Source organism: Alienimonas californiensis, assembly GCF_007743815.1.
GTDB classification, from domain to species: Bacteria; Planctomycetota; Planctomycetia; order Planctomycetales; family Planctomycetaceae; genus Alienimonas; species Alienimonas californiensis.
Genome location: NZ_CP036265.1, coordinates 39,562 through 64,461 on the forward strand (window position 1 = coordinate 39,562; position 24,900 = coordinate 64,461).

20 protein-coding genes and 2 pseudogenes are annotated in these 24,900 nt (G+C 70.5%); 14 read left to right on the top strand and 8 right to left on the bottom strand.

Annotated elements, in window-relative coordinates; genetic code table 11:
• Nucleotides 1-42: 42 nt before the first annotated feature.
• The 10 genes and pseudogenes from CA12_RS00170 to CA12_RS23125 all read left to right on the top strand — a co-directional run.
• Complete coding sequence (locus CA12_RS00170) at nt 43-3,870, top strand: AAA family ATPase (protein ID WP_145356586.1); 3,828 nt, start codon at nt 43-45, stop codon at nt 3,868-3,870.
• 284 nt (nt 3,871-4,154) lie between these two features.
• The gene (locus CA12_RS00175) at nt 4,155-5,288 is read left to right on the top strand and encodes a DUF1559 domain-containing protein (protein WP_145356587.1); all 1,134 of its coding nucleotides are present in this window, start codon (nt 4,155-4,157) and stop codon (nt 5,286-5,288) included.
• Nucleotides 5,289-5,780: 492 nt separating this feature from the next.
• Complete coding sequence (locus CA12_RS21710; protein ID WP_165700449.1) at nt 5,781-5,957, top strand: hypothetical protein; 177 nt, start codon at nt 5,781-5,783, stop codon at nt 5,955-5,957.
• Nucleotides 5,958-6,390: 433 nt separating this feature from the next.
• A complete protein-coding gene (locus CA12_RS00180) occupies nt 6,391-6,714 on the top strand; it encodes a hypothetical protein (protein ID WP_145356588.1) in 324 nt (107 codons plus the stop codon).
• Between the two features lie 393 nt (nt 6,715-7,107).
• On the top strand, nt 7,108-8,151 hold the full coding sequence (locus CA12_RS00185; RefSeq protein ID WP_145356589.1) for a DUF1559 domain-containing protein: 1,044 nt from the start codon (nt 7,108-7,110) through the stop codon (nt 8,149-8,151).
• 344 nt (nt 8,152-8,495) lie between these two features.
• Nucleotides 8,496-10,319 carry a phosphomethylpyrimidine synthase gene (gene thiC, locus CA12_RS00190; protein WP_145356590.1) on the top strand — a complete coding sequence of 608 codons (1,824 nt, stop codon included), beginning with the start codon at nt 8,496-8,498 and terminating at the stop codon, nt 10,317-10,319.
• Between the two features lie 4 nt (nt 10,320-10,323).
• Nucleotides 10,324-10,503, top strand: a pseudogene (locus tag CA12_RS23120) (hypothetical protein); the annotation flags it as partial.
• A gap of 447 nt (nt 10,504-10,950) precedes the next feature.
• A complete protein-coding gene (locus CA12_RS22665) occupies nt 10,951-11,400 on the top strand; it encodes an AAA family ATPase (RefSeq protein ID WP_242688079.1) in 450 nt (149 codons plus the stop codon).
• Nucleotides 11,397-12,203, top strand: a complete 807-nt coding sequence (locus tag CA12_RS00200; protein WP_145356592.1) for a hypothetical protein — start codon at nt 11,397-11,399, stop codon at nt 12,201-12,203. Before CA12_RS22665 ends, CA12_RS00200 begins: the two co-directional genes overlap by 4 nt.
• Before the next feature lie 245 nt (nt 12,204-12,448).
• Nucleotides 12,449-12,682 (top strand): annotated as a pseudogene (locus CA12_RS23125) (paraquat-inducible protein A); the annotation flags it as partial.
• 93 nt (nt 12,683-12,775) lie between these two features.
• On the opposite strand, the gene CA12_RS00210 reads toward CA12_RS23125, so the two are convergent.
• The 3 genes from CA12_RS00210 to eno form a co-directional block, all read right to left on the bottom strand.
• Nucleotides 12,776-13,906: a serine hydrolase domain-containing protein gene (locus CA12_RS00210; RefSeq protein ID WP_145356594.1), complete on the bottom strand. Its 1,131-nt coding sequence runs from the start codon at nt 13,904-13,906 to the stop codon at nt 12,776-12,778.
• A 31-nt stretch (nt 13,907-13,937) separates the two neighbouring features.
• On the bottom strand, nt 13,938-14,474 hold the full coding sequence (locus CA12_RS00215) for a septum formation initiator family protein (protein ID WP_145356595.1): 537 nt from the start codon (nt 14,472-14,474) through the stop codon (nt 13,938-13,940).
• Between the two features lie 144 nt (nt 14,475-14,618).
• On the bottom strand, nt 14,619-15,881 hold the full coding sequence (gene eno / locus CA12_RS00220; RefSeq protein ID WP_145356596.1) for a phosphopyruvate hydratase: 1,263 nt from the start codon (nt 15,879-15,881) through the stop codon (nt 14,619-14,621).
• A 224-nt stretch (nt 15,882-16,105) separates the two neighbouring features.
• On the opposite strand from eno, the gene CA12_RS00225 reads away from it, so the two are divergent.
• Genes CA12_RS00225 through CA12_RS00235 form a run of 3 tightly spaced genes read left to right on the top strand, consistent with a single transcriptional unit; the run spans nt 16,106 to nt 18,826 of the window.
• Nucleotides 16,106-17,290, top strand: coding sequence for a phosphatidylserine decarboxylase (locus CA12_RS00225; RefSeq protein ID WP_207622073.1), 1,185 nt, complete (start codon nt 16,106-16,108; stop codon nt 17,288-17,290).
• Entirely contained in the window at nt 17,287-18,258 is a 972-nt protein-coding gene (locus CA12_RS00230; protein WP_242688081.1) for a CDP-alcohol phosphatidyltransferase family protein, read from the top strand. The genes CA12_RS00225 and CA12_RS00230 overlap by 4 nt, the downstream gene beginning before the upstream one ends.
• Nucleotides 18,259-18,268: 10 nt before the next feature.
• The gene (locus tag CA12_RS00235; RefSeq protein WP_145356597.1) at nt 18,269-18,826 is read left to right on the top strand and encodes a hypothetical protein; all 558 of its coding nucleotides are present in this window, start codon (nt 18,269-18,271) and stop codon (nt 18,824-18,826) included.
• Here CA12_RS00235 and CA12_RS00240 read toward each other — a convergent pair.
• Together CA12_RS00240 and CA12_RS00245 are read right to left on the bottom strand one after the other, a co-directional pair.
• Nucleotides 18,811-19,392: a CBS domain-containing protein gene (locus CA12_RS00240; RefSeq protein WP_145356598.1), complete on the bottom strand. Its 582-nt coding sequence runs from the start codon at nt 19,390-19,392 to the stop codon at nt 18,811-18,813. The genes CA12_RS00235 and CA12_RS00240 overlap by 16 nt on opposite strands.
• Before the next feature lie 180 nt (nt 19,393-19,572).
• Nucleotides 19,573-20,682, bottom strand: a complete 1,110-nt coding sequence (locus CA12_RS00245; protein ID WP_145356599.1) for an alpha/beta hydrolase family protein — start codon at nt 20,680-20,682, stop codon at nt 19,573-19,575.
• Nucleotides 20,683-20,822: 140 nt separating this feature from the next.
• Between CA12_RS00245 and CA12_RS00250 the strand changes: the two genes are divergently transcribed.
• The gene (locus tag CA12_RS00250; RefSeq protein ID WP_165700450.1) at nt 20,823-21,674 is read left to right on the top strand and encodes a lysophospholipid acyltransferase family protein; all 852 of its coding nucleotides are present in this window, start codon (nt 20,823-20,825) and stop codon (nt 21,672-21,674) included.
• A gap of 46 nt (nt 21,675-21,720) precedes the next feature.
• On the opposite strand, the gene CA12_RS00255 is transcribed toward CA12_RS00250, so the two are convergent.
• The 3 genes from CA12_RS00255 to CA12_RS00265 all read right to left on the bottom strand — a co-directional run bounded on the left by CA12_RS00255 (nt 21,721) and on the right by CA12_RS00265 (nt 24,823).
• Nucleotides 21,721-22,422: a hypothetical protein gene (locus CA12_RS00255; RefSeq protein ID WP_145356601.1), complete on the bottom strand. Its 702-nt coding sequence runs from the start codon at nt 22,420-22,422 to the stop codon at nt 21,721-21,723.
• A gap of 109 nt (nt 22,423-22,531) precedes the next feature.
• Nucleotides 22,532-24,142, bottom strand: a complete 1,611-nt coding sequence (locus CA12_RS00260; RefSeq protein WP_165700451.1) for an apiosidase-like domain-containing protein — start codon at nt 24,140-24,142, stop codon at nt 22,532-22,534.
• Between the two features lie 78 nt (nt 24,143-24,220).
• Nucleotides 24,221-24,823: a CBS domain-containing protein gene (locus CA12_RS00265; protein ID WP_165700452.1), complete on the bottom strand. Its 603-nt coding sequence runs from the start codon at nt 24,821-24,823 to the stop codon at nt 24,221-24,223.
• Nucleotides 24,824-24,900: the final 77 nt, after the last annotated feature.

A 24,900-nucleotide genomic window follows, 5' to 3' on the forward strand; every position in this document is an offset into this window, starting at 1 on the left:
TCGCGGTTCCACCAAAGTCACGTTCGACGGCGCGTAAGTCTCATGCTCCGCTCCCTCGAACTGGCCGGCTTCAAGTCGTTCGCGGACCGCACCCGGTTCGAGTTCCACCCCGGCGTGACCGCCGTCGTCGGCCCCAACGGGTCCGGCAAGTCCAACGTCATCGACGCGGTGAAGTGGATTCTGGGCGACCAGAGCCCCAAGTCCCTGCGCGGCAAGAAGATGACGGACGTCATCTTCAACGGCTCCGCCGGCCGCAAGGCCTCCGGCAGCGCCGAGGCCACCCTCACTTTCTGCAATAAAAGCGGCTGGCTGCCCGGCGCGGACCGCGGCGACGTCTCCGTCGGCCGCAAGGTCTGGCAGAACGGCGACAGCGAGTACCTGCTCAACGGCCGCACGGCTCTGCTGAAGGAGGTCCGCGACCTGTTCGCCGGCACCGGCGCCGGCGGGGCGACCTACGCCATCATCGAACAGGGCCGCGTCGCCCAACTGCTCGAAGCCAACGCCGCCGGTCGGCGGGCGGTGTTCGAGGAGGCCGCGGGCGTCAGTCGGTTCAAGGCGAAGCGGGACGAGGCCGAACGCCGGCTGGCCCGCACGGAGCAGAACCTGCTGCGGCTCACCGACGTGACCGACGAGGTCGAGGCTCAACTCGCCTCCACCCGCTCCAAGGCCCGCAAGGCCGGCGAGTGGAAGCGTTTGGACACGGAACTGCGGCGCTGGTGGATTGGCCTGGCCGCCGACGAATGGCGGGCGCTGGAGGCCGACCGGGCCGCCGCCCGCGCCCAGTTTGAAGGACAGGGCGGCGGAGACGACGGGGAGGGCGCCACGCTCGCCGCGGAGATCGCCGCCCTGTCCGCCGCCGGGGAGGACCTGGACGCCGCCTTCGCCGCCGCCGACGCCCGCCGGCGCGAGGCGGACGCGGCGGCGCAAGCGGTCCGCAGCGGCCTCGCCGCGGATCTCGCCGCCGCCGCCGCCGGCCGGGATCGGCTGGCCGAGCAGGAGGGCGAAGCCGCCCGGCTGGACCGCGATCGCACCGCCGCCGCGATTCGCCTCGCCGAGGCCGCCGCCGAGGCGGAGCGGGACGCCGGCCTGCTGGAACGGGCGAACGCGGACCTCGCCGAACGCTCCGCCGCCCACCGGGCCGCCGCGGCGGACCTGCGCGTTCGCACGGAACAGGCCGAGGCCGCCCGGGCGGCGCTGGACGGGCTGCGGGAAACCCGGCTGACGGCGCTGCGGGCCTCGGACAAAGCCGCCGCCGAACGCGAACGTCTGCGAGCCGACTCCGCCGCCGCGGAGGTCGCCCAAACGGACGCCGACGCCCGGCTGGAACAGGAGGAACGCCGCCTCGCCGCCGCCCAGTCCGCCGCCAGCGACGCCGCCGCCGCGGCCGCCGCCGCCGGGGAGCGGTTCCGCCTCGCCGCCGGCCGCCTCGCCGACCTGCACGCGGTGCGGTCCTCCCTGCTGAAGGCCCGCGAAAAGCTGGCCCGGCGGCTGTCCGAGTTGCGGGAACGCCACGGCGCCGGCGCCGCCCGGCTGGCGATCCTCGACGAACTGGACGAACGCGGCGACGGCGTGGGCGTCGCCCTGCGCGAGGTGCTGCGTCGCGCCCGGGCCGCCACCGCCCCGCCCTGGTCGCTGGTGCGCGGGACGGTGGCGGAGCTGCTGGACTGCGATCTGGACGACGCCGCCCTGCTGGAAGTCGCCCTCGGCGAGCGGGCCTCGCTGGTGGTCATCGACGACTTCGACGCCCTGCTCCCCCACCTCGAACGCCACAGCGCCGAGTACCGCAGCCGCGTCGGCTACTTCTCGCGCCGCGACTTCCCGGGCGCGTCGAACCCGGACGACGCCTCCGGCCTCCGCGGCTTCAAGCTGATCGATACCCGCGGCCGCGGCCCGGGCGCCTCCTTCGCCCCTCACTCCTCCCCCCTCCCCCCGCCCTCGGCGAACCTGAACGGCCTGCCCGGCGTCGTCGGCCCGGCCGTCGATCTCGTCGCCCCCGGCAACGTCTACCCCGAGCTGGCCGAGCGGCTGCTGGGGGACACGTGGGTCGTGGAAACGCTCTCCGACGCCGCCAAGCTGTCCGCCGGCGCCGGGCGGGGCCGGCGGTTCGTCACCCGCGGGGGCGAGTTGCTGGAGCCGGACGGCGTGCTGGTCGTCGGCCCGCCGCGGGGCGAGGCGGCGCTGCTGACCCGCACGGCCGAGCGGCGCCGGCTGCGGGCGGAACTGGATCGCACCGCCGCCGCGACGGCCGGCGGGGCGGAGCGTCGTGAGGCGCTGGGCGAGAAGCTGGCGGAGGTCGAAGCGGCCCTAGACGGGGCGACGAAGGAAAAGGAGGCCGCCGCCGCCGCCCTCGCCGCCGCCGGTTCGAACCGGGACCGGACCGCCGACCTGCGGGACGCCGCCCGCGACCGCCGCGACGCCGCCAGCGGCGAGGCCCACCACGCCGCCGGCCGCCGCGACGAACGGGCCGCCAAAGCGGACGCCGCCGCCGAAGCCGCGACCGAGGCCGCCGCCGCCCTCGCCGCCGCGGAGGCGTCGCTCGCCGAGCACACCGCCGCCGCGGACGCGGCCGACGCCGCCCTCACGGCGGAGCGTTCCGCCCACGCCGCCGCCGGTCTGGACCTTGCCAAAACCGAGGAACGGTCCGGCGGGCTGCGCGCCGCCCACGACCGCCTGATCCGCGACGTCGCGGCGAAGCGGGACGCCCTGCGGGAAGCGGACGACCGCCGCGCCGCCGGCCGCCGCCGCCGCACGCAGGCGACGCTGGCCTCCCTCAACGCCGCCGCCCGGGCCGCGGAACGGATCTCCGAACGGGACCGCCTGGGCGAGCGGGCCGCCGCCGTCGCCGTCGAGGCGGAGGAACTCGCCGAGCGCCGCCGCGCCCACGCCGGCCGTTTGCAGCAGGTCGAGAGCCGCCGCAAGGCGTTGGAGGACGCCGCCCGGGCCGCCGAGGACGGCTTGCGGGATCGCTCCGCCCGCCTCTCCGCCACCGCGGAACGGCTGCGTGAGGAGTACGGCGTGGATTTGGCCGAGGTCGCAGCCGCCCCCCCGGACGCCGGCGGTCCGTCCGCCCTCGCCGAACTCGCCGCGGAACGCGCCGAGACGCAGGACGAGGCGGAGGAGGCGTTCGAACTGCCGGACCTGGACGACGAACGGGCGGACCTGGGCCGTCGCGTGGACGCTCTCCGCGGCAAACTGCGGGCGCTGGGCGCCGTGGACCCGGACAGCCTCGCCACGCTGGAAGAATTGGAGGAGCGTCACGGCCGCCTCAGCCGCGAATTGAACGACCTCGTGGAGGCGAAGCGGCTCCTGGAAGACCTGATCCGCCGCGTGAACCGGGAGAGCAAGGAGCTGTTCCTGGAGACGTTCGCCAGCATCCGCGGCCATTTCCAGACGTTGTTCCGCCAGTTGTTCGGCGGCGGCGAGGGGGACGTGCGGTTGGAGGACGAAAGCGACCCGCTGGAATGCGGCGTGGAGGTCTTCGCCCGCCCGCCCGGCAAGGAGCCCCGGAACATCTCGCTGCTGTCGGGCGGGGAGAAGACGATCGTCTGCGTCGGCCTGCTGCTGGCGATCTTCCGCAGCAACCCGAGCCCGTTCTGCATTCTGGACGAAGTCGACGCCGCCCTCGACGAGGCGAATATCGGTCGCTTCCTGAAGGTGATGGCCGACTTCAAAAAGGAAACGCAGTTCCTAATGGTCACGCACCGCAAGCCGAGCATGTGCGACGCCGACGTGCTCTACGGCGTGACCATGCAGCAGAGCGGCGTCTCCAAGCGGCTGACGGTGCGGTTCGAGGACGTCGGCGACGACGGCCACTTCAAAGCCACAGCCGAGTCGGCGGAACAGCCGCCGGAGCTGCGGCGGGCCGCCTGAAGAGGCCCCCGACGAGCCCGTCGGCATCTCCCGCCCCGTCCTGGCCGATCGCCCGGCGAACAGGCATCGGCGCCGACGGCGGCTTCATTACCGAGCGCTGCGGGGCGGCGCCAACGGGGGAACCCGGGTTTTTCTCGCTTCCGGGAGGATTTCCCATCTCGCTTCGCGGGAAGTTCTCGGGAACGATACGGGACAGTCCCGTCTCCGACGCCGACCGCTCGCGGCCGACTCCCGGGACCTCAGTTCGTTCCCACGTCTCCCTTCCTTTCCACGTGGAAAAAACAGTGTCTTCAATTCGAGCGCCCCGCGGCCCGGCGCCGCGCACCGGCTTCACGCTGATCGAACTCCTGGTGGTCATCGCAATTATTGCGATCCTGGTCTCCCTGCTGCTCCCCGCCGTGCAGCAGGCCCGCGAAGCGGCCCGCAAAAGTCAGTGCCAGAACAACCTCAAGCAACTCGCTCTGGCGGTTCACAACTTCGAGAGCGCCCGTAAGAAACTGCCAGCCGGCTGGCTAATGAACCGCGACGTGACGTTCCCAAGCGGCTACGGGACCTCCGGCCAGGGGACATCGTTGTTTCCCCAGCTCATGCCGTACCTCGATCAGATGACCGTCGCCGACAAGCTCCACGCCGATATGAGCAACGTCGATCTGGGTCCATGGAACGCCTCGGGGCCGGTGCCGGGCGTCTGGGGCGGCCTCCGTGGCGAAGCCGCCTGGTGGGACTACGACGACGGCGACGACACCACCTACGACACCTGGACCACCGCGTTCGCGAAGATCCCCACGCTGCTCTGCCCCTCGGCGGAAGAAAACACGCCAATGGACCTGTACCTCACCCACTATGGAACTTACGGCGACGAGGCGTCGGGCGGCGCCGGGCAGTCCTTGGATGGCTTCTACTCGGACAGCACGCTCGAACGGCTCGGTCGGACGAATTATCTTGGCGTCAACGGGTGGTACGGGCGCGTCGGCATCTCAGGAGTCGACAAACGTAGCGGCTTTTTTAACAGACGGGACAAAATCGGTTTCCAGTCCGCCCGGGACGGGCTCACCCAGTCGCTCCTGTTCGGCGAAGCCTCGGGGACGAGGTGCGTCGCCTACGACGGCGAGACGGCTTTCCAGTGGATCAGCAGCCCGCCCCTGCACGGCTTCGCCGGCCTGAAAGGTCATGCCGGAAAAAACCTCTACGATCCGCGCCCGGCCAACTACGACGTCTACTGGATCGTCGACTTTTCGAGCGGCTGGCACGAACCGGAAGACGACTTCATGCGGTTCCAGGGCGATCACCTCGGCGTGACCCAGTTCGCGATGGGCGACGGCTCCGTCCAGTCGCTCAGCGACAACACCGACTACTTCCTCTTCGCCGACCTCTGCGGCATCAAGGACGGTGACGTGTTAGAAACCACTCCGTTCTGAGCGCACAGTCGATCAAGCGGAATCCGCTCGGTCGTCAGTCGCTTCGGCGTTCGCTCGGGACGCCGGGTTGCGTTGACTCTTTCGCAGCCCGGCGCCTTTCATGGCGGCTGCCCGCATTCTCCTCGTCCTCGTCCGCAGAACCTTGTTCTTGATGAATCGTATTCTTTTCGCGAGGTCCGTCTGGCCTGCGGCCGCAGTCTTCGCCGCCCTGTCGATGGGTTGTTCGCCCGGCAGCGGTGAAGCGGAGTTGCCGGAACCCGGCTCCGTGCCGTCGCGGAGCGAACTCGATCTGAAGCCGATGGCTCCCGTCTCGTCGGGCGGCGGCGGAAACAACAACGTCAGCGCCCCGGCGAGAGCAAACTAGCGCCCGGCGCCGACACGGACGGCAATTCCCCGCCCAGCCCGTTTCAGACGCGGGGGAGTCGACCTCGACTCCCCCGCGTTCTGCTGCGCCGGGCGACATGCCAAGCCGGATCGGCAGCTGAAACACCCATGTGGGACCGCAAGCCGAGCATGTGCGACGCCGACGTGCTTTACGGCGTGACCATGCAGCAGAGCGGCGTCTCCAAGCGGCTGACGGTGCGGTTCGAGGACGTCGGCGACGACGGCCACTTCAAAGCCACAGCCGAGTCCGCCGAACAGCCGCCGGAGCTGCGGCGGGCCGCCTGAGGAGGCGCGTCCGTCGGCACCTGCGGAACGCTGCGACGGGCTCCGTCGTGGGAGGTCCAGCGAAGGGACCTGACTCCCCGAAAACGGGGCGGCCGCACAGCGTCCGAGCAGAGGCGCCGACCGCGTTGGCTCGAACCGCCCGATATGAGAAATCGACCCCTAAAATCTGCTGTTTCTGTTCGCGGCGGGACTGAATCCACTCGAAGCCCGCGGGGCAAATCGGGGAAGGTGCTGAACGGCCTGAGGGACTAGTTTCCAATCGATCTCGCAGAGATCGTCAAGGGCCCTCCGCGGCGACCTTCCTTCAATCACTCATCGTTTGCATCGCTCTCCGATGTCCCGACCGGCAATCCTTCCCGGCCTCCTGTTCCTCGCAACGGCCCTTCCGTCAGCCGGCTGCGGTCCGCATTCGGACGCTCCGGAGTTGGGAGAGGTGACCGGCGTCGTGACCAAAAACGGCTCTCCGGCCCCGAATACAAGGCTCGAGTTCCAGCCGGACGCGGGGCGGCCCTCCGTAGGGCGAACGGACGCCGAAGGCCGTTACACCTTGCAGTACACCGCCAATGCCGCCGGCGCGAAGATCGGCCCGCACCGGGTCCGTCTCATTCAGGAATTCCCTTCCGCAAACGCGGCGGCCGACGACGAGGGCGAGCCCAGGGCGACCCCGACCGCGCCGCCGGTCACGGTGCCCGCGCCGGTGACGGTCGAGGCCGGCGAGAACACCCTCAATTTCAATCTCGACGAACTGAGCTCCTAACGCCTCCGGCGTCCGCAGCGCGGTCTCTGCAGACCGACACGATGATCGCCCGGCCGCGACGTTCTGTCGCGGCCGGTCCTTTTATTTGCGCGGCTCAACACGCGGTCGCCGCATCGGGGCCCCCGCGTCGCCGGCGAACGCTTCAACGCCGGTTTATGTCGCATAAACTTAAGGCAGAGACGCCCGCCGAAGAAGCGTACGCCGGCTTCAAGGCAAGAACGGAGGCAGAGACTCGCCGAATTTTGACTCTCGAGCACCTAGTTCCACTCTCACTGCCCGTCGTGCGGCGGCGAGAATACCGACCAGTCCCGAATCGTCAGCGATTTTCGTGCGGAGACGGCTGGGACAGCTCCGCTCAAACGCCCCCCCCCTCTCAACCCCGCCGAGTTTTCAATGACGCTTCAGACCCGTCTTCGCGCGAGCGGAAATCGTTCCGGCTTTACGCTGATCGAACTGCTCGTCGTGATAGCAATTATTGCGATCCTCGTCTCCCTGCTGCTCCCCGCCGTACAGCAGGCCCGCGAAGCCGCCCGACGAGCCCAGTGCCAGAACAACCTCAAGCAGATCGGCCTGGCGCTCCATAATTACCACGGCACCCACAAACTGTTCCCCGGTAACGTCGCTCGCTACAGCACGGTCCGGAGTGGAGCGTCGTGGATCACCTTGGTCCTGCCCTACTTGGATCAGACCGCCGCCTACGACGCGATGACGTTCAAAGACACCGATTTCTCCGGGTGGGCCGGTGCGAACCGGAACTGGGAGATCTACTCCAAGTTACGCGTGCCGACCCTCAGCTGTCCCTCCTCGCCGCTGTCGAACACCTATACGGTCACCAACCTCGCCCATACGACGGCGCTCGGCGCCCCGGCGACGATGGAGGTTCAGGTGTCCGACTACGTCGGGATCAGCGGCGGCATCTACCGCCCCGGCACCACCACCGTCCCCCAGGCCGGCGGACTGACGGTAAACGCTGGCTACGGCGAGCACATGTACGTCGGCGCGATCATCAATTGGAACGACAAGAAGCAGAAGGTCCAGATGGCCGGCTTCCGCGACGGCACCTCCAACACGATGGCCGTCTCCGAACACTCCGACTACACGAAGATGCTCAACGGCACGCTCGTCGACGCCCGTTCCGGCACCCATACCTCCAGCAACCGGGTGGGCGTCGGCGCCTGGGGCAGCGGCCCGAACGAGTCGAGCCAATGGATTCAGAACATGACCGTCCCCAAGTACGGCATCAACGCCGCGGACACCGGCGACACAACGATGACGAGGCCCTACATGCTGCACACCGGCATCCGCTCCGCGCACACCGGCGGGGCGCAGGTCGCGATGGCCGACGGATCCGTGCAGTTCCTGTCGGAGAGCCTGGACTTCGACACCCTGATGGGTCTGTGCCAGCGGGAAGACGGTACGGTGCTCGGGGAGTACTGATCGGGTCGGCGGACGACGGACCGCAACGCCGCGGCGCGGCCTCCGGTCGCTTTCCCCTTCCGTAGCGGGCAACAACCAGCCGACTTGATCGATTGTCGGCGGGAGACGCTTTGCGAGCAAATCGCTTCAGAACGCCTGTCCGGCCGCGACGCCTCGTCGCGGCCGGCTTCCGTTTGCGACGACCCCGGTGGAAGGCTGCTGGGGAGGCGAAGAAAAGCCCTGCCCGGCAGCGGAATCGTCGGCGCCTCGCACTTCGAGGACCGGGTGCGTCGCCGGACGGCCGTGTGAGCCGTACGATGGGGGTCCGCCCGCTTCGTTCCGTCCGCACCCGTCGGCTCCGTTCCATGTCGTTCGTTCCGCTCCCCGCCGTCGGCGGCGATCCCGCCTCCGCCCCGGCCGGCACCACGCCCGGTTCCTTCGCCAACGCCCCCAAACTCGCCCCCGGCCCCGCCGGGCGGCTGACGTTCTCCTCCCCGGACGCCCCCGGGATGCCCGCCCCGTCCGATCGGACGGCCTGGGACTTCCTCCCCGACGGCTGGGCCACCGGCACCGACGCCACACCCGATTCCGCACGCACCTTCGAGCAGGCCGACGGCTCCCCCCGCTGGGTTGCGGTTCCGGACGGGTTCGAACCGGTCACGCAGCTCGAATCGGCCCGGCTGGGGATCGTCACCCCGCAGATGACCCGCGTCGCCGAGCGCGAGCCGCACCTCTCCGCGGAGCAGGTTCGCGACGAGGTCGCCGCCGGGCGGATGGTCATCCCGGCCAACACCCGGCACCTCGAATACAATCTCGACCCGATGGCGATCGGTCGGGCCAGCCTGACCAAGATCAACGCCAACATGGGGGCTTCGCCGGTCTCCAGCGGCACCGACGAGGAGGTCGAGAAGCTCCAGTGGGCCGAGAAGTGGGGCGCCGACACGGTCATGGACCTCTCCACCGGCGGCGACCTCGACGCCTGCCGCGAGGCGATTATCCGCGCCTCTCACGTGCCGATCGGCACGGTGCCGATTTATTCGATGATTATCGGCAAGAAGCTGGAGGATTTGAATATCGAGATCATCCTCGACACTCTCCGCCATCAGGCCGAGCAGGGCGTCGACTATATGACCGTCCACGCCGGCGTGCGGCGGGCGCATATCGACCTCGTCAAAGACCGGCTGATCGGCATCGTCTCCCGCGGCGGCAGCCTGCTGGCGAAGTGGATGCTGGTTCACCAGGCCGAAAACCCGATGTACGAGCATTGGGAAGCGATCTGCGACGTGCTGCACGACCGCGACGTGACCTTCAGCATCGGCGACGGCCTCCGCCCCGGCGGTCTCGCCGACGCCACCGACGCGGCCCAGCTCGCGGAGCTCTATACGCTCGGCGAACTGACCGAACGCGCCTGGCGCAAGGGCGTGCAGGTGATGATCGAGGGACCGGGCCACGTCCCGTTCGACCAGATCGAATACAACGCCAAGATCCAGCGCCGGCTCTGCCACGGGGCGCCGTTCTACGTGCTCGGCCCGCTGGTCACGGACATCTTCCCCGGCTACGACCACATCACCAGTTGCATCGGGGCGACGAGCATGGCCTACCACGGGGCCAGCATGCTCTGCTACGTGACCCCCAAGGAGCACCTCGGCCTGCCCAAGAAGGACGACGTGAAGCAGGGCTGCGTCGCCTATAAAATCGCCGCCCACGCCGCCGACGTGGCCCTCGGCATCCCCGGGACCCGCGACCGCGACGACGACCTGACCCGCGCCCGGGCCGCGTTGAACTGGGAAAAGCACTTTGAACTGAGCTTCGACCCGGACCTCGCCCGGGCCTACCACGACGAGGACCTCGACGTGGACACGGACTTCTGCGCCATGTGCGGCCACGACTGGTGCAGCGTGCGGATCAGCAAGGAGATCCAAGAATTCGCCAGCGGCAAGGCCGACGGCTTCGCCCGGGAAAAGGTGTTGAAGAGCCCCGCCCTGAACGCGGAGCAGCGGGCGATTCTGGAGGCCCGCGGCCACCTCTCCCCGGACCAGATCCACAAGCTGGCCGGCAAGACGAAGACGGCCGTCGGCGCCACCGAGGGCCACAAAGCCGCCTGCCACAGCGACCTCGCCGACGACGACCGGGCCAAGGACGTGCAGCAGAAAAAGGTGCCCGCCAACGTGGTCGAACTGACGGTGTAACCCGATGAGCGTCGCCGAGCCCGACCCCGCCGCCGCGTCGGAGACCGCCCCCCCCGCCGCCCCGGCGGGGGCGGTGGCCCGGATTCAATCGGTCGAGATCGAAAACCTCCGCGGCATTAAATCCGGCAAACTGGAGGGCCTCGCCCCCCTCACCGTCCTCACCGGCCCCAACGGCAGCGGGAAGAGCACGGTACTGGATGCGTTGGATATTGGAGGGAGTCCGAACCCGGCGGAGGCGGTGCAGGACTGCATTAATCGTCGCCCGCCGATCAGCGGTGCTGCCCGTTGGCTACTTTGGCGGGGGCACGGGGGAGGCGGACGCTGTCGGGTTCGGTGCGTGGCGGCCACTGGGGAGAGGCGCGGCTGCACCGTGACGGTTATAGAGGATCGAGCGGCGGCGGCTTGGGAAATTACCGCGACCGCAGTGCTCCACGCAGATACCGTGCGAACGTATCAACGCACTTTTAGACACAACGGAGTGTCTGCGGAACGACAACGTCCGGAAGTTGATATTGCCTTACCAGGCGTATGCGAGGTTGAAGTTGTTGAGGGAGTACCGCGAACATTTCGCCACACACTGTCCGACCTCTATTCCAAGGTCGCTAGAGCAGGACAGAGGGAGGAGATCGTGATGCTAGCCGCCTCTCTCGATCCCGCTGTTGATCGTGTGGAGGTCCTCACGGATGGGGATGTACCGGTCCTTCATTTCGGTTGGCCTGGCGGCAGTTTACCGGTCGCTTATCAAGGCGAAGGCGTTCACGCCGCCTTCCGAATTGGACTGAGCCTGACGGCTTTGTCCGGCGGCGTCGCCCTACTGGAAGAACCTGAAGCCCACCTACATCCCGCGGCGATGGTCTTGGTGGCGAAGGCGATCATCAACGCCGTCCGCTCCGGCACTCAGGTTGTGCTGACGACCCATAGCTTGGAGTTCATCGACCGCCTCGTTGACGAAGTCGGCGACGACGCCGAGCTGCTCACCTTATTCACCGTTTGGCTGAACGATGGGCGGCTCATGTCCGCACGTCACGATGGGGACGAGGTACGGTTCGCCCGCGGGGAGATCGCCGAGGATCTGCGATGAACCCCGCCGGACCGTCGCCGGTCTCGGCGCCCTGGAACGTGATCCTGTGCGAGGGATATCACGACCGGGCCTTCTGGACGGGTTTGCTGGTTCATCACGCCGGCGCCCCAAAGCCGGAGCCGGGACAATCGGTTCTCGATCCCGCGAAGGGGCCGGTGCGGGGCGGGAGATTCGGGTTCTACCTGCCGCCCGACGGCCACTATGTGGAAGTGAACCCTGTCGGCGGTGATGACTCACGACTACGGAAGGAGTTCGATCTGAAGGTCAAACGGCGGCTGCGCGACGGTCTTCGCTCAATCGTCTATAGCTATGATCCGGACCGCGCGCACGATAGCGGCCAAGCCGCCGATAAACTCCGCAGTTTACGGGAGCGAAAGGCGTTGGAGGACGTCACTGTAGAGGAGGTGGACGACCTCACGTTCCGCATTACTGACAGCGATACGGTCGTCACCGTTTGCCCTTGGTCCTGCGACCTGCCGGACGATCTGGACGCTAACGCCTCGGAGGGCGTGCCGGCAGTGCGGACATTGGAGCGTCTTATCTGCGCTGCGTACGCTGCTGCACACCCGGAACGGGTCGCCGCCGTGGCGAAGTGGCTGGCGTTGGAGCCGGCCCGACTGACCCCGCAGTCGGCGAAAGGAGAAGCGTTCTCTCTGATGGCGAAGTGGCATCCTGACCGTGGCTGTGAGAGCTTCTATGAATCGCTTTGGGAACGGCCCGAAACGCGCGAACCGCTGTTGAAGTTGCTCGAATCGTCGGAGGCTTGGCCGGCAATCCAGCGGCTCAGGGCTCCGGATTCTTGAAGCACCTCTTCCAAGCAAGTTCCCGCCGCAGTCGCTATTAAATCCACGCGCCCCCCATGTCCGCCGCCCGTCGTTCGCTGGTTTTGACGCTCGTCGCGGCGGCGGCGGTGACGTTGGGGCTGGGGCTGACGGGGCCGTGCATGACCGTCATTCCGCACGGCGGGGACTGGCACGGGTGGATTCAGATCCTGGAACCGCGGGTGCTGAAGGTCAGCACGTTCAGCGTGCTGACGGGCATCCACAGCATGTGGCGGCACGGGGCCGAGGGGCTGGCCGGGTTGCTGTTCGCCTTCAGCGTGGCGTTTCCGGCGGCGAAGCTGGCGATTCTCGCCTGGACCGCCGCCCACGCCAGCGCCGACGCCCGGCACGGGTGGGCCGGGTGGCTGGCTCATCACGTCGGCAAATTCAGCATGCTGGACGTGATGGTGATCGGGCTGATCGTCGTCGCCGTGAAGGGGCTGCCGGGGAACACGCAGGTCGTCGCCGGCTGGGCCCTGTGGGCGTTCGCCGCCAGCGTGTTGCTGGCGATGGTGGCCAGCCTGCTCCTGCACACCGGCGGAGAGCCGGAGCCGTCAAAGCTCGCCCTCGCAGAGCGCCGCGGCCGCGACGGTGTTGATCCGACCGATCAGGCGATTGACCGAACCGCGGCCGTCCGGGTGCAGGCGGCTGGAAAGGAAGACGACGCACAGGTCCCGCTCCGGGTCGATCCACAGGGCCGTGCCGGTGAACCCGCCGTGGCCGAACGCGGCGTCTGAGAACAGGTCGCCGCGGTTGGAACTGTAGGCGCTGCGGTTGTCCCACCCCCGCGTCCGCGCCCCGCCGGGCACGGACCGCGGGGCGATCATCGCCCGGACCGTCTCCGCCGTCAGCAGGCGGGGCGAACCGTCCTCCTCCAACCGCCCCTCCCCCAGCAGCATGCGGGCGAAGCGGCCGAGGTCGTCCGCCGTCGCAAACAGCCCCGCGTGCCCGGCGACGCCGCCGAGGGCGGCGGCCCGCGGGTCGTGCACCCGGCCCCGCAGCCAGTCGTCGCCCTGCCGCTCCGTGGGGGCGATCTCCCCGCGGACGGTTTCCGGCGGGTTGAAGCCGGTGCGGGTCAGCGCCAGCGGCTTGAACAGGTGAGCGGCGGCGTACTCGTCCAGCGGACGGCCGGAGACCTCCTCCACCAGCCGCCCGAGGGTGATGAAGCCGACGTCGGAATACACGAACCGCTCCCCCGGCGCCGCGAGCGGCTTGAGCTTACAGATCGCCGCCCACGCCGCGTCGGGGCCGTCGCGGTAGTCGGAGAGGGCGTTGTCGGCGATCAGGCCGCCGGTGTGGGTGAGCAGGTGGACCGGCGTGATCGTCCCCTTCCCCTCCGCCCCGAAGGCCGGCAGGCGGGCGGCGACGGGGGCGTTCAGGTCCAGTTCGCCCCGCTCCGCGAGGTGATGCACGCAGAAGGCGGTGACGACCGGCTTCGTCAGCGAGGCGAGGTCGAACCGGGTGTCGAGCGTCATCGGCTCCCGCTGCGGTTCGACGGCCCGGTCGCCGTACGCCTTCCGCCAGACGACCCCGTCCCGGCGGCCGACCAGCACCACGCAGCCGGGCATCTCGCCGTCCTCGATACCCTCCGCGACGATGCGGTCGATGGGGGCCAGCCGGGCGTCCCAGTTCCTTCCGTCCTCCGGTGCGACGCAGCAGAGGGCGAGCAGCAGGGCGGCGGGCATCGGCAGGACTTCGGCGGGGGCGAACGAACCGTCAGGGGGCTGCACGGTAGCGGGCGGCGACGGTCCGCCACAGCAGGCCCGGCAGCCAGAGCGCCCGCCGCACCACGTCCGCGGCCGCCGGTTGGCAGAGGGTGAAGGCGATCGCCGCCAGCGCCGCGGCGACGGCGGCGAGCGTCACCCGCAGGCCGCGGTTTGCGGCGACGGCGTCGATCAGCGGCCAACGCTCGACCGGCGGGGCCGGCGGCGGGGCGAGGGCGACCGGCGGCGGGGCCGCCGGGACGGCCAGCCGGTCGGCACCCTCCCGGGCCAGTCCCAAGTCCAACCGGGCGACCTCCGCGGCGAAGGCCGGGTCGGTCCGCAGGGCGGTGGCGACCCGGTTCAGGCCGTCGATCTCCGCCCGCAGGGCCGCCCCGTTGGCGTCGGCGACGGCGAGCCGCTGCCGCACCGCCTTCCACTCCGCCGCCCCGGGGGCCAGGGCGGCGAGGGCGAACAGAGCCCCGGCGACGATCAGCGTCGGCCAGAAGGCCGCGTCGAGCACGGTCGGCAGGCGGTCGGGGGGACGGTCCACCGCCGAGGTTTAGTTCATCGTTCAGTGAGCCCGAAGCGCAAGCGAAGGTCGTGACGTGCAGCGAGGGGTCCGACCCCCGCCCCAGAGGACGCGGATCGAACCCCTCGCTTGTGCTTCGGGCTCACGGCGAACAGATGCCGGGGCTCAGATCGTGCCGCCGTACTCGGCGTTTTCGCCGAGCATCTCCTCGATCCGCAGGAGCTGGTTGTACTTGGCGATGCGGTCGGTGCGGCTGGCGGAGCCGGTCTTGATCTGTCCGGTGTTCAGGGCCACGGCGAGGTCGGCGATGGTGGTGTCCTCGGACTCGCCGCTGCGGTGGCTCATCACCGCGGTGTAGCCGTTGCGGTAGGCCATCTGGACCGCTTCGATCGTCTCGGTGAGGGTGCCGATCTGGTTCACCTTCACCAGGATGCTGTTGCCCACGCCCTGCTCGATGCCGTCGGCGAGGCGGGAGGAGTTGGTGACGAACAGGTCGTCGCCGACCAGCTGCACGTCGTCGCCGAGGGCGTCGGTCAGCTTCTTCCAACCGTCCCAGTCGTCCTCCGCGAGGCCGTCCTCGATGCTGCAGACCGGGTACTTCTCGGCCAGCTTGGCGAGGTACTCGATCATGCCCTCGGAGGACAGTTCCTTGCCCTCAATGTGGTAGGCGCCGTTCTTGTAGAACTCGGTGCTGGCGCAGTCGAGGGCCAGCTTGATCTGGTCGCCGGGGGCGTAGCCGGCGTTTTCGATCGCCTGGAGGATGACCTCCATCGCCTCGTCGGTGCTCTTCAGGTCCGGGGCGAAGCCGCCCTCGTCGCCGACGTTCGTGCTGTAGCCCTTACTGGCCAGCACCTTCTTGAGGTGGTGGAAGGTTTCGACGCCGGCCCGCAGGCCGTCGCTGAAGGTGTCGAACCCCAGCGGCATCACCATAAATTCCTGAATATCGATCCCGTTGGAGGCGTGCTCGCCGCCGTTGATGATGTTCATCATCGGGGCGGGCAGCGTCACGGCGCCGACGCCGCCGAGGTAGCGGAACAGCGGCAGGTAGCTGGCTTTGGCGGCGGCGTGGGCGGTCGCCAGGGAGCAGGCCAGGATCGCGTTCGCCCCGAGCTTGCTCTTGTTGTCGGTGCCGTCGAGTTCCAGCATCGCCCGGTCGACGGCGGCCTGATCGGTGGCGTCGAGGTCGATCAGGGCGTCGGCGAGCACCTCGTTGACGTTGCGGACGGCTTTGGAGACGCCCTTGCCGACCCACTCGTCGGCGTCGCCGTCGCGGAGTTCGACGGCCTCATGGGCGCCGGTGCTGGCGCCGCTGGGGACGATCGCCCGGCCCAGCGTGCCGTCTTCCAGACGAATATCGACCTCGACGGTGGGGTTGCCGCGGGAATCGAGGACTTGCCGGCCGTGAACGCTGGTGATCGCGAGGGACATCGGGGGGAGTGCGCGGGGGAGCGAGAGGATGCGTGGGCGGGGGTTTTACCAGCTTCGCCGCGACGGTGGGAGAGACCGGGCCGCCCGGGCCGCCAACCACCCGGGCTGCCGACCAATGGGGGCGTCCGAGGTGCGACGCGCGACCGGGCGGGAGTTAGGATCGGGGTTCGGCCTCGTCGCTGCTTCGTCGCCCCGCTTTCGTTCCCCCGTCGCCCCGGTCTGCGTTGCCCCTCCCCGATCCCGTTCCCCAGCCGGCCTCCGCGGCCGATCGCCCGCGACCGGCCGACCCGCGGCCCTCCGCCGACGGGCTGGAAGCTCTGCCGCCGGAGTTCGTCAACATTCAACCCGGCGGCGGTCGGGTGATGAGCCTCGAACTGGCCTGGGGCGCCGTCCGCCGGGCCTACCTGCGGACGTTCCGCCGCGGCTACGTGAAGCGGATGGCCGCCTGCCGGAAGGGGGAACGGAACCCGGCGCCGCACGACATCCTCGATCCGCGGGACGCCAAGTTCTACGAGAACCAGCCCGGCGGCTGGCATTGGGACGCCGAGGACGACCCCTTCACCTGGCGGAATCACCTCGGCTTCGCCCGCTGGGGCCTCGCCGAACTGCTGGTCTTCAGCGTGATGTGGTTCGCCCCGCTGGCGCTGTGGGCCGCCGTCTTTGCGGGGCGAGACGACTTTGACCTTTCCGAGTACTGGGACGGCACGATCACGCCGGAGAGCGTCTGGTTCTGGTTCGGGGTGGTCAGCCTCGTGCCGGGGGCGCTGTGCGTGTGGTTCTTCCGCGACCCGCCGCGGTCGATCCCCGACGAGCCCGGCGTAGTCGTCAGCCCGGCGGACGGCACGATCGCCGAGGTGGCGAAGGTGGACTACCACCCCTTCCTCGACGGTCCGGCGGTGCGGGTGGGCATCTTCCTGAGCATCTTCAACGTCCACGTGAACCGCTGGCCGCAGGCGGCCCGGGTGGTGGGCATCGACTACCACCCCGGCAAGTACCTCGACGCCCGCGACCCGGCGAGCGTCACGGAGAACGAACAGGCCCACCTCCGGCTGGAAACGACCGATCCCGCGGACGGCCCGCCCCGCCGCATGGTGCTGCACGCAATCGCCGGCGCCGTCGCCCGGCGGATCGTGTGCATCCTCAAACCCGGCGACGTGAAGCCGCGGGGGGCGCGGATCGGGATGATCAAACTGGGCAGCCGCACCGAACTGCTGCTGCCGGACGAACCCGGACTGATGGTGCGGGTGAAGGTCGGCCAGAAGGTACTCGGCGGCAAAACGGAGTTGGCCGCCTACATGGTGGACGACGCCCTGACCGGCGAGGCGACCGATTCCTTCCCGCCGCTCACCACCCGGATGCCGGCCGCCGAGACCCCTGAGGCCCCCCCCGTCCCAGGCGACCGGCCATGAGCACGCAGCCAGAACCGGGCGCCGCCGGGGCGGACGAACCCCTCGAAACGCCGCCGGTCATGACGCCGGGCGGACGGCCGAAGCGGCGCGCCCGGCTGATCGCCGTGCTGCCGACCCTGCTGACGCTGGGCAACGCGGCGTGCGGCTTCGCGGCGATCACCATCGCCGCCAAGGTGCAGGCCGTGGGGCTGGGGGAGATCCCCGCCGACGAAGCGGCCGGCGGGCACCTGTTCGTCGCCGCCCTGCTGATCTTCGCCGCGATGGTCTTCGACGCCTTCGACGGCTCGGCGGCCCGATTGCTCGGCCAGAGCAGCGAACTGGGCGCCCAACTGGACAGCCTGTGCGACGCCCTGTCCTTCGGCGTGGCCCCGGCGTTTCTGATGCTCCAACTCGTCAATCACACCTTCGCGGCCCAGGGCGATCTGTGGTTCGAATGGCCCGGCCGGGTGCTGTGGGGCTGCGCGGTGCTGTTCGTGCTGTGCGCGATCCTGCGACTGGCCCGCTTCAACGTGGAGACCGACGAGGAGGACGACCACACCCTGTTCCGCGGCCTGCCGAGCCCGGCGGCGGCGGCGGTGGTGGCCGGCGTGCCGCTGGCGATCCGCGGGCTCAACGACATGCTGCTGGGCGAACGCGGGCGGTTCGACTGGAGCGCCGACGTCGCCGGCGTCGTGCTGGTGTTTATCAAGCTCGGCCTGCCGATCGTGACGCTGCTGGCGGCGGGGCTGATGGTCTCCCGCGTGCGGTATCCGCACGTCGTCAATCAGTTCGCCCGCGGCAAACGCAGCCCGTGGTTCTTCGTCAAATTGCTGTTCGCCGCGGTGACGGTGGTGGTGTTTCAGGAGTTCGCCATCCCCCTGATCGCCCTCTGGTTCGCCTTCAGCCACCCGATCCGGGCCCTGTGGCGCCGGGAAGACGTGACCCCGCCCAGCGACCCCGCCACGGACTACCCCGCCCCGGCGATTTGAGCCCGGCACGATGAGCCGCCGCAAAGAGCGACAGCGCCGCCGCGACGCGGACTCCGTTCACGCCACGCGGCCGGAGAACCCGCCGCACCCCGCCGTGCTGGCGCTGTCGGAGAAGTTCGGCCCGCCGAAGATCAACCTGCGGCAGGCGGAGTTGCTCGACGGCTACGGATACAACCAGGGCGAATACGCCCAGCGTCCGATCGCCCACAACATGCCGTGGCACGTCTCGCGGGAGGACCTGGACTACTACTGGTCGGTGTTCTCGTTCATGTCCGACGAGCCCGGCAGCCTGCTGTTCTACCTCTACCCGGTCGCGTTGGAGTTCGAACGCGACCCGGCGTTGGACGCCTCGGACGGACTCCTCTACGTCCTGGACATGAACTATTCCGCGCTCCAGCCCTTATTGCGGGAGGCTGAAGACGCCGCAGCGTTTGCGGAGGGGCTGAACTGGATGTTGACCGTCGGCGGTCCGGACGGGGCGGCGTTCTGGCAGTGCCCGAACCTGATCCCGCTGTTGACGGGGGAACACGCCGAGCGGGTCCGCCTGCAAGCTCAGCGACGGGCCTGATCGGCCCGCACCCCGGCCCGGCGGGTGAGGAACCGCGGGGCGGGAGGGCCGACGGGCTCGACGGGTGCCGCGGCGGGGGCGGCGGCGGTTTGGGGGCGGGGCGTCGGTTGGACGCCGGCCGCGGAGGCGATGCGGCGGACGCCGTGCACCAGGGCCAGCACGTCGTTGCGGGTCAGTTCGCCGATCAGCACGCCGGCCCTTGTCACCGGCAGGCGGGTTTCCCCGCCGCGGCCCAGCCGCACGACGGCCGCGGCGGCGTCGGAGGACTCGTCCAGCGGGGCGACCGGCTCCGACAGCGCCGACAGCGGCCGTTCGCCCGGCACGCCGCGGAGTTCCGCCCGCAGCAGCGCCTCGTTCGTCGCCTGCCCGGCCAGGCGACCGTCCGGCGTGGTCAGCCAGATGCGGTCCACGTTCTCCCGCAGCACGGCGTGCACCGCCAGCGACAGCGAGGTCCCGGCGGAGAGCGTCGGCCCCGGCGGGCTCATCACCTCCCGCACGGAGATCCACGGAGCGCCGGACAGCGGAGTCCCGAACGGCGGAACGGCGTCGGGGGTGCGATCGGACATCGGCGGGAACCGGGGGCTGCGGGAACGGGGCCGTGCCCAGAGACTCCCCCGTCCCGCCGACCGGGGCGGCGTTTGTTCGTCTGCGAAGCGGCCCATCCGCCCGCCTACCGGTCCGGTCGCTCCGGTCCCGAAAGAGAAACGGGACGCTTCACCGCCGCCAAGGTTCACCGCCGCCAAAGCTCACCGCCACAGGGCCTCGTTCGTCCACGGTTCGGCGACGGCCCGCAGGTAGGGCGGGGCGGCGGCGAGGCCCATGTGGCCGGTGCGGTGCCAGGACAGTTCGGCGTCCCACGCCGCGGCGAGGCGTTCGATCGCGGCGTTCGGCACGAAGCGGTCGTAGAGCCCGGCGTGCAGCATCACCCGGTTCGGTCCGCCCCCGGCCGGGTCGGACGGGTCGCCGTCTGCTGGGTCGCGGGGCACGGGCCGGGGGAACGCGGCGGGACGGATCGACGCCGCCACCGGCGCCAGTTCCGCAAGGGCCGCGGAGCCCAGCCGCAGGTTCCGCCGGGCCGCCCGCACGATCGCCCCGCCGTCGGTCAGGGCGAGCAGCAGGTCCGCCGCCGGACAGACGCCGCACACCCACCGCGGGCCGTTCGGAACCTCGTCCCTCCAGACCGAACCCAGCAGCGCCGCGGTTTGCAGCACGGTCCACCCGCCGAAGCTGATGCCCGCCAGCCCGACGCCCCCCGGGTATTCGCCGCTCTCGGCCAGCCCGCGATAGGCGGTCGCCGCGTCTCGCACCGCCTGCCGCAACACGCTGAGCAAGTGCGGCAGATCGCCCCCGAGGATCAGTTGGCCGGGCCGGAAGCCCTCCGGCGTGCGGCGGTGGTTGAAGGGCAGGTCGATCGTCGCCACGTCGATCCCCGCCGGGCAGCAGGTCCGGGCGAAGGCCCGCATGTTGCCGAAGCTGGCCTGCATCACCCCGTCGATCGCCAGCACGACGCGGCGGGGTCCCTCGACCCGCTCGGCCCGCCACAGCCGGCCGCGGACCTCGTTGTTGAGGGCGAACTCCGTCACCTCCGTCGAGGGGAAGGCGAAGTCGAAGGCGCGATCGCAGCCCGGCACTCGGTCCGCCTCCACGACCGGCGGCGGCACGGCGGAGAGCGCCGGGTTCGCCCCCGCCGGGGCCGCTCCGAAGACCGTCGCCGGATCGCCGGAGAGCAGCGCCGCCGCGTCCGCCCCGCTGGCCGATCCGAGTTGCGGCGGGCGGTGGCGATAACGCATCACCCCGTACAGCAGGCCCAGCCCGGCGAACTCGTCCGACAGGTGGGAGGCGAGGCGGCGCAACACCCGGTCGATCTTCCGCGAAACCGGCTCCGGACCCAAGCGGCGCTGTTTCGCCCCTCCTTCCTTTAGGGGTCCCGGCGTGGAGCGACGACCGATCTGACGTTAGAACCCGCTGTCCCCCGTTCCCGCGTGCTGTTCGATCCGTGTTTGAGCCCGCCCTGATTGCGACGATCGGCGGGGCGCTCCTGCTGTCAGCGGTCGCCGCCGTCTGGGTGTGGCGCCGTTCCGGCCGCTCTCCGCACGGGCGGCTCGTCTGGCTCCTGTACGTCCTGGCGATCCCGCTGACCGGCGGGCTGTGGCGGACAACCCGCAACACGCCCTGCCCCTTCCCCCGCGGCCCCTCCCGGCCCGGCGACGGCGACGAACCCTCGCCCACCGCAGCCCTGATCGTCGCCAACCACCGCGGCCCCGGCGACCCGATGCTGCTGTGGAGCCGTCACGCCGACGCCCCGGAGCAGATCCGCCCGATCGCCTTCCTGATGGCCCGGGAGCTGTACGACGTCCCCCGGCTGAAGTGGTTCTACGACGCCCTCGACACGATCCCCGTCACCCGCAGCGGCCGGGACATGAAGGCGGTCAAGGTGGCGTTGAAGCGCTTGAAGGACGGCGGCCTGGTGGGGCTGTTCCCGGAGGGCGGCATCAATCACAACCCGGACCGCCTCCGTCCGGCGACGCCCGGCGCCGCGTTCCTCGCCCTCGCCACGGACGCCCCGGTGTTCCCGGTGGGCCTGCGGAACGTGCCCCGAGGCAAAAACATCTACACCGCCCTGCTGAAGCCGGCCCGGGCGGAGATCCACTACGGCGAGCCGGTGGACCTGTCCGACCTGCGGGGCCAGAAGAAGACGCCGGCCGTGCTGGCCGAGGCGACGGAGCGAATCATGCGCCGCGTCGCCGACCTCGCCGGCGAGGAATACGGCGGCCTGGAGGGCGACGGCGTAGCAACTCCCGGAGACGCGGCAGCCGCCACCGTCGCGGCGCCCGCCCAGGCGGCGTGACGGAACCGTCGCCGGACGTTGGCTGCGGCACGTTCGCGGCCGCAGGTCACGGAGCCCGGAGCATTTCGATCAGGCTGCGGATGGGGACCTCGCGGTCGGTCACGCGGACGCTGAGGCGGCGGATCGCCCCGGCTTCGCCGCCGTCGAAGTGCAGTTCGTTGTCGCCCTCGGTCAGGTCGCCCAGCAGCAGGTTCACCGTGCCGGCCTCGTCGTTGTCGAACAGGTCGCTGTCCCAGACCCGCACCGTCAGCACGCCGGCGGAGCCGTCCGTGGCCGGCGGCGGGGCGTTTTCCCCCTTCCCCCGCTTCGGAGCCGGGGGGGTGCGGATCACGGCGCCGTTGTTCAACGCTTGGCCGAGGTCCACGTTCCCGCCGTTCTGCACGCTGTTCCAGACGTCCACGTTGATCGCCTCCCAGCGGCCGATCAGCGTGTCCTCGGCGACGGGGGAGGTGAAGATGACGTTGCCCCGCCAGGAGAGGTCGTAGGCGAGGTCCGGGCCGTCGTCGAAGCCGCGTTCCCACGTCTTGTCCCCCGGCCCCTTCGGGGCGACCTCCACGGCCCGGATCAGCACGACGTAATCGTGGTCCGGTTTCAGCGGGGCGGTCTCCGGCGGGGCGAAGGGGTCCGGGGGGGCGGCTCGATCGGCGGCCGGCGTGGGCGGGGGCAGGTAGGTCACGCCGACCCACGCGGCCCCGACCACCAGACCGATCGCACAGACCGCGGCCAGCCACGGGAGAACGGTCTTCACAGCGGCGGCTCCAGGACGGAAGGACGGCGGGGGCACAGTGTACGGCGACCGCCCGCCCCCGACGGGAACGGCGGCGCCGACGGGGGATACGCCCGCCGCCGCGTTTGGTTCACTCCGACCGCCGCTCGATGACCCAATCGTGACCGGAGGGCGTCGTCAGGACGCCGGATTCGTCCATCAACAGCGGCGTCCGCTCCCCGGTGCGTGGGTCGATCCGCAGCCACGGCCCGACGGCGGCCACCGCGGCGGCGGAGAGCGTCACCGGCCCGCCCGTCGGCGTGTAGATCACGGACCACTTCCCGTCCGGCGTCTGGGCGGCGGCGACGAAGGCGGCGGGGTCGTCGCCCTGCTTGGCGATCAGGCCCGGCGCCGGCCGCAGTTCGGTCCAAGGGCCGGCGTCGAGGAACCGTCGCAGCACGCCCATGTCCTCGGCCCCTTCCGCATTGAGGGCGTCGCTCCACGGGCCGGCCCGCAGCTTGCCGTGGCCCTCCACCGGGCCGGCCTGGGCGTTCCAGACCCAGCCGGCGTTATGGCCGTAGGAGACGCCCGCCGGCGGGGCGATCAGCACGCTCCACCACGCCGCCCGGCGGACGGCGCCGGCGTCGTGCGGCACGCCGGTCTTATAGGCGGGAATGGCCTCGTAGTTCGGTTCGAGGTTGATCAGCGGCATCTCCAAGTCCCGCCACTCGGCCGCGGACCGCCGGTGGGTCAGCCATTTCAGGTCGTCGTCGGAGGCCCCGTGGCCGCTCTGGTAGCCGACGAAATCGAACCACGGCTCCTCCGCGTAGGGTTCGAAAATCCAGTTGCGGCCGGCCATGTGCAGCGTGACCGGGCCGCGGCCGACGCCGCTGCCGTCGGATTCTCCCCCCGGGAACACGCCACGGCCGATCGTCTTCCAGCGGTCGGCGTCCGGGTACTTGCCGTCCCCGCCCAGCAGCCAGACGCAGCCGTACGCCCCCCAGCGGGCCTTGAGATACCGGGCGGCGAGAACCGCGTCCGCCGGCGACCAGCTCACGCCGGGGTCGCCCTGCCCGATCGCCCACAGCAGCACCGGCGCCGGGGCCATGCCGCGGGCGGCGATCGCGGCGACCTTGGCGTCCATCGCCCGCAGCAGGTCGTGGTTCACCCCCGTCACCTTGCCGTCGGTCAGGGTGAAGGGTTTGACGGGCAGCCCCTCGTTCGCCCCGCGCCACTGCGTGCCGACGAACTGGATCGCGGTGAACCCCTGGGCCTTGCGCATCTCCAGGAAGCGGTCCCAGTCCTCCGGCTGCGACTTGAGCACGCCGTTCCAGGCGGTGTCGGCGAGGTAGAACCAGGGCGCCGGCTCCCCCGCCCCCTCGCCGCGGGGGCGGGCCCGGGTGAAGTGCCGGGTGCCGTCGCCGACCCGCGGCGGGCCGGGGCGGTCCGAGGGCACGCAGACGAACGCCCGCGGCCCGTCCGGCACGTTCAGGCCGTCGGCCTGCACCAGGTAGCTCCATTCCCCCACGGCGTCCGGGGCGAAGCGGGCCTTCCAGACCTCCCCCCCGTCCCAGAACAGATCGACGTTCGCCGTCCGCCCGTCCGGCCCGGTGAACGCGACCTGGGCCGAGACGCGCCGCAGCGGGTCCTCCGGCACCGGGCTGACGGACTGGGCGACTTCGAAGACGGCGCCCCGCTCCACGATCGGCGGGGCGGCGGCCAGCGAGGCCGCGACGAATAGCAGCGGGGTGAGCGTCGACATGCCCCTATCATCAAGATTGCCCGAGCCGAGTCCATGAACTCGGCCGGGGCGCGCCTTGGGGGGAGGACGAGTCCGCATCTACACCGGCACGGCGTCGTCGGCGGCCCGCACGCCGGAGAGGTACAGCGGCCGGGGCGTTTCCCGCTGCGGCTTGAAGGTGCCGAGGTCGTACGCCGCCCGCAGCACGTCGCGGCGGCTGACCTGACCGACGACCTCCGCCGTACCGTCGGCGTCCTCCCGCAGGACCGGCAGGCGGCGGAAGCGGCCCTCGTTGAACAGGTGAACCATCGTCAGCAGGTCCGTGTCCTCGGCGACGGTGCGGGCGTTCGCGTCCGCGTACTGGCCGACCGTGCCGCAGCAGGGCACCTGCTCGGCGGCGGCGTCCAGCAGGACCCGCATGCAGATCTTCTCGCTGAACACGCCGAGGAACGTCCGGCCCGGCCCGACCACCGGGGCGCCGGAGATCCGGTGCTTCAACAGCGTGCCGATCGCCTCCTGCACCGGGGTGTCCGGGTGGAGGGTGATGAGTTTGGTGGTCATCACGTCGGCGGCCCGGAGGCCCCGGGCGGCGACCTGACCGGTGGACCCGTTGCGCGGGGCCCGGGTCCGCACGGTGCGAGCGAAGCGGGCGGCAGTGTTCGGGAAGGACATGGCGACCTCCTCCCGCCGGGGGGCGGGCACGGGTGGGACGGACCAGCACCGAAGCTGTGAGGCCAGCGTCGAGGCTGGAGGAGCGAAACGCTCCGCGGGCGGAACCG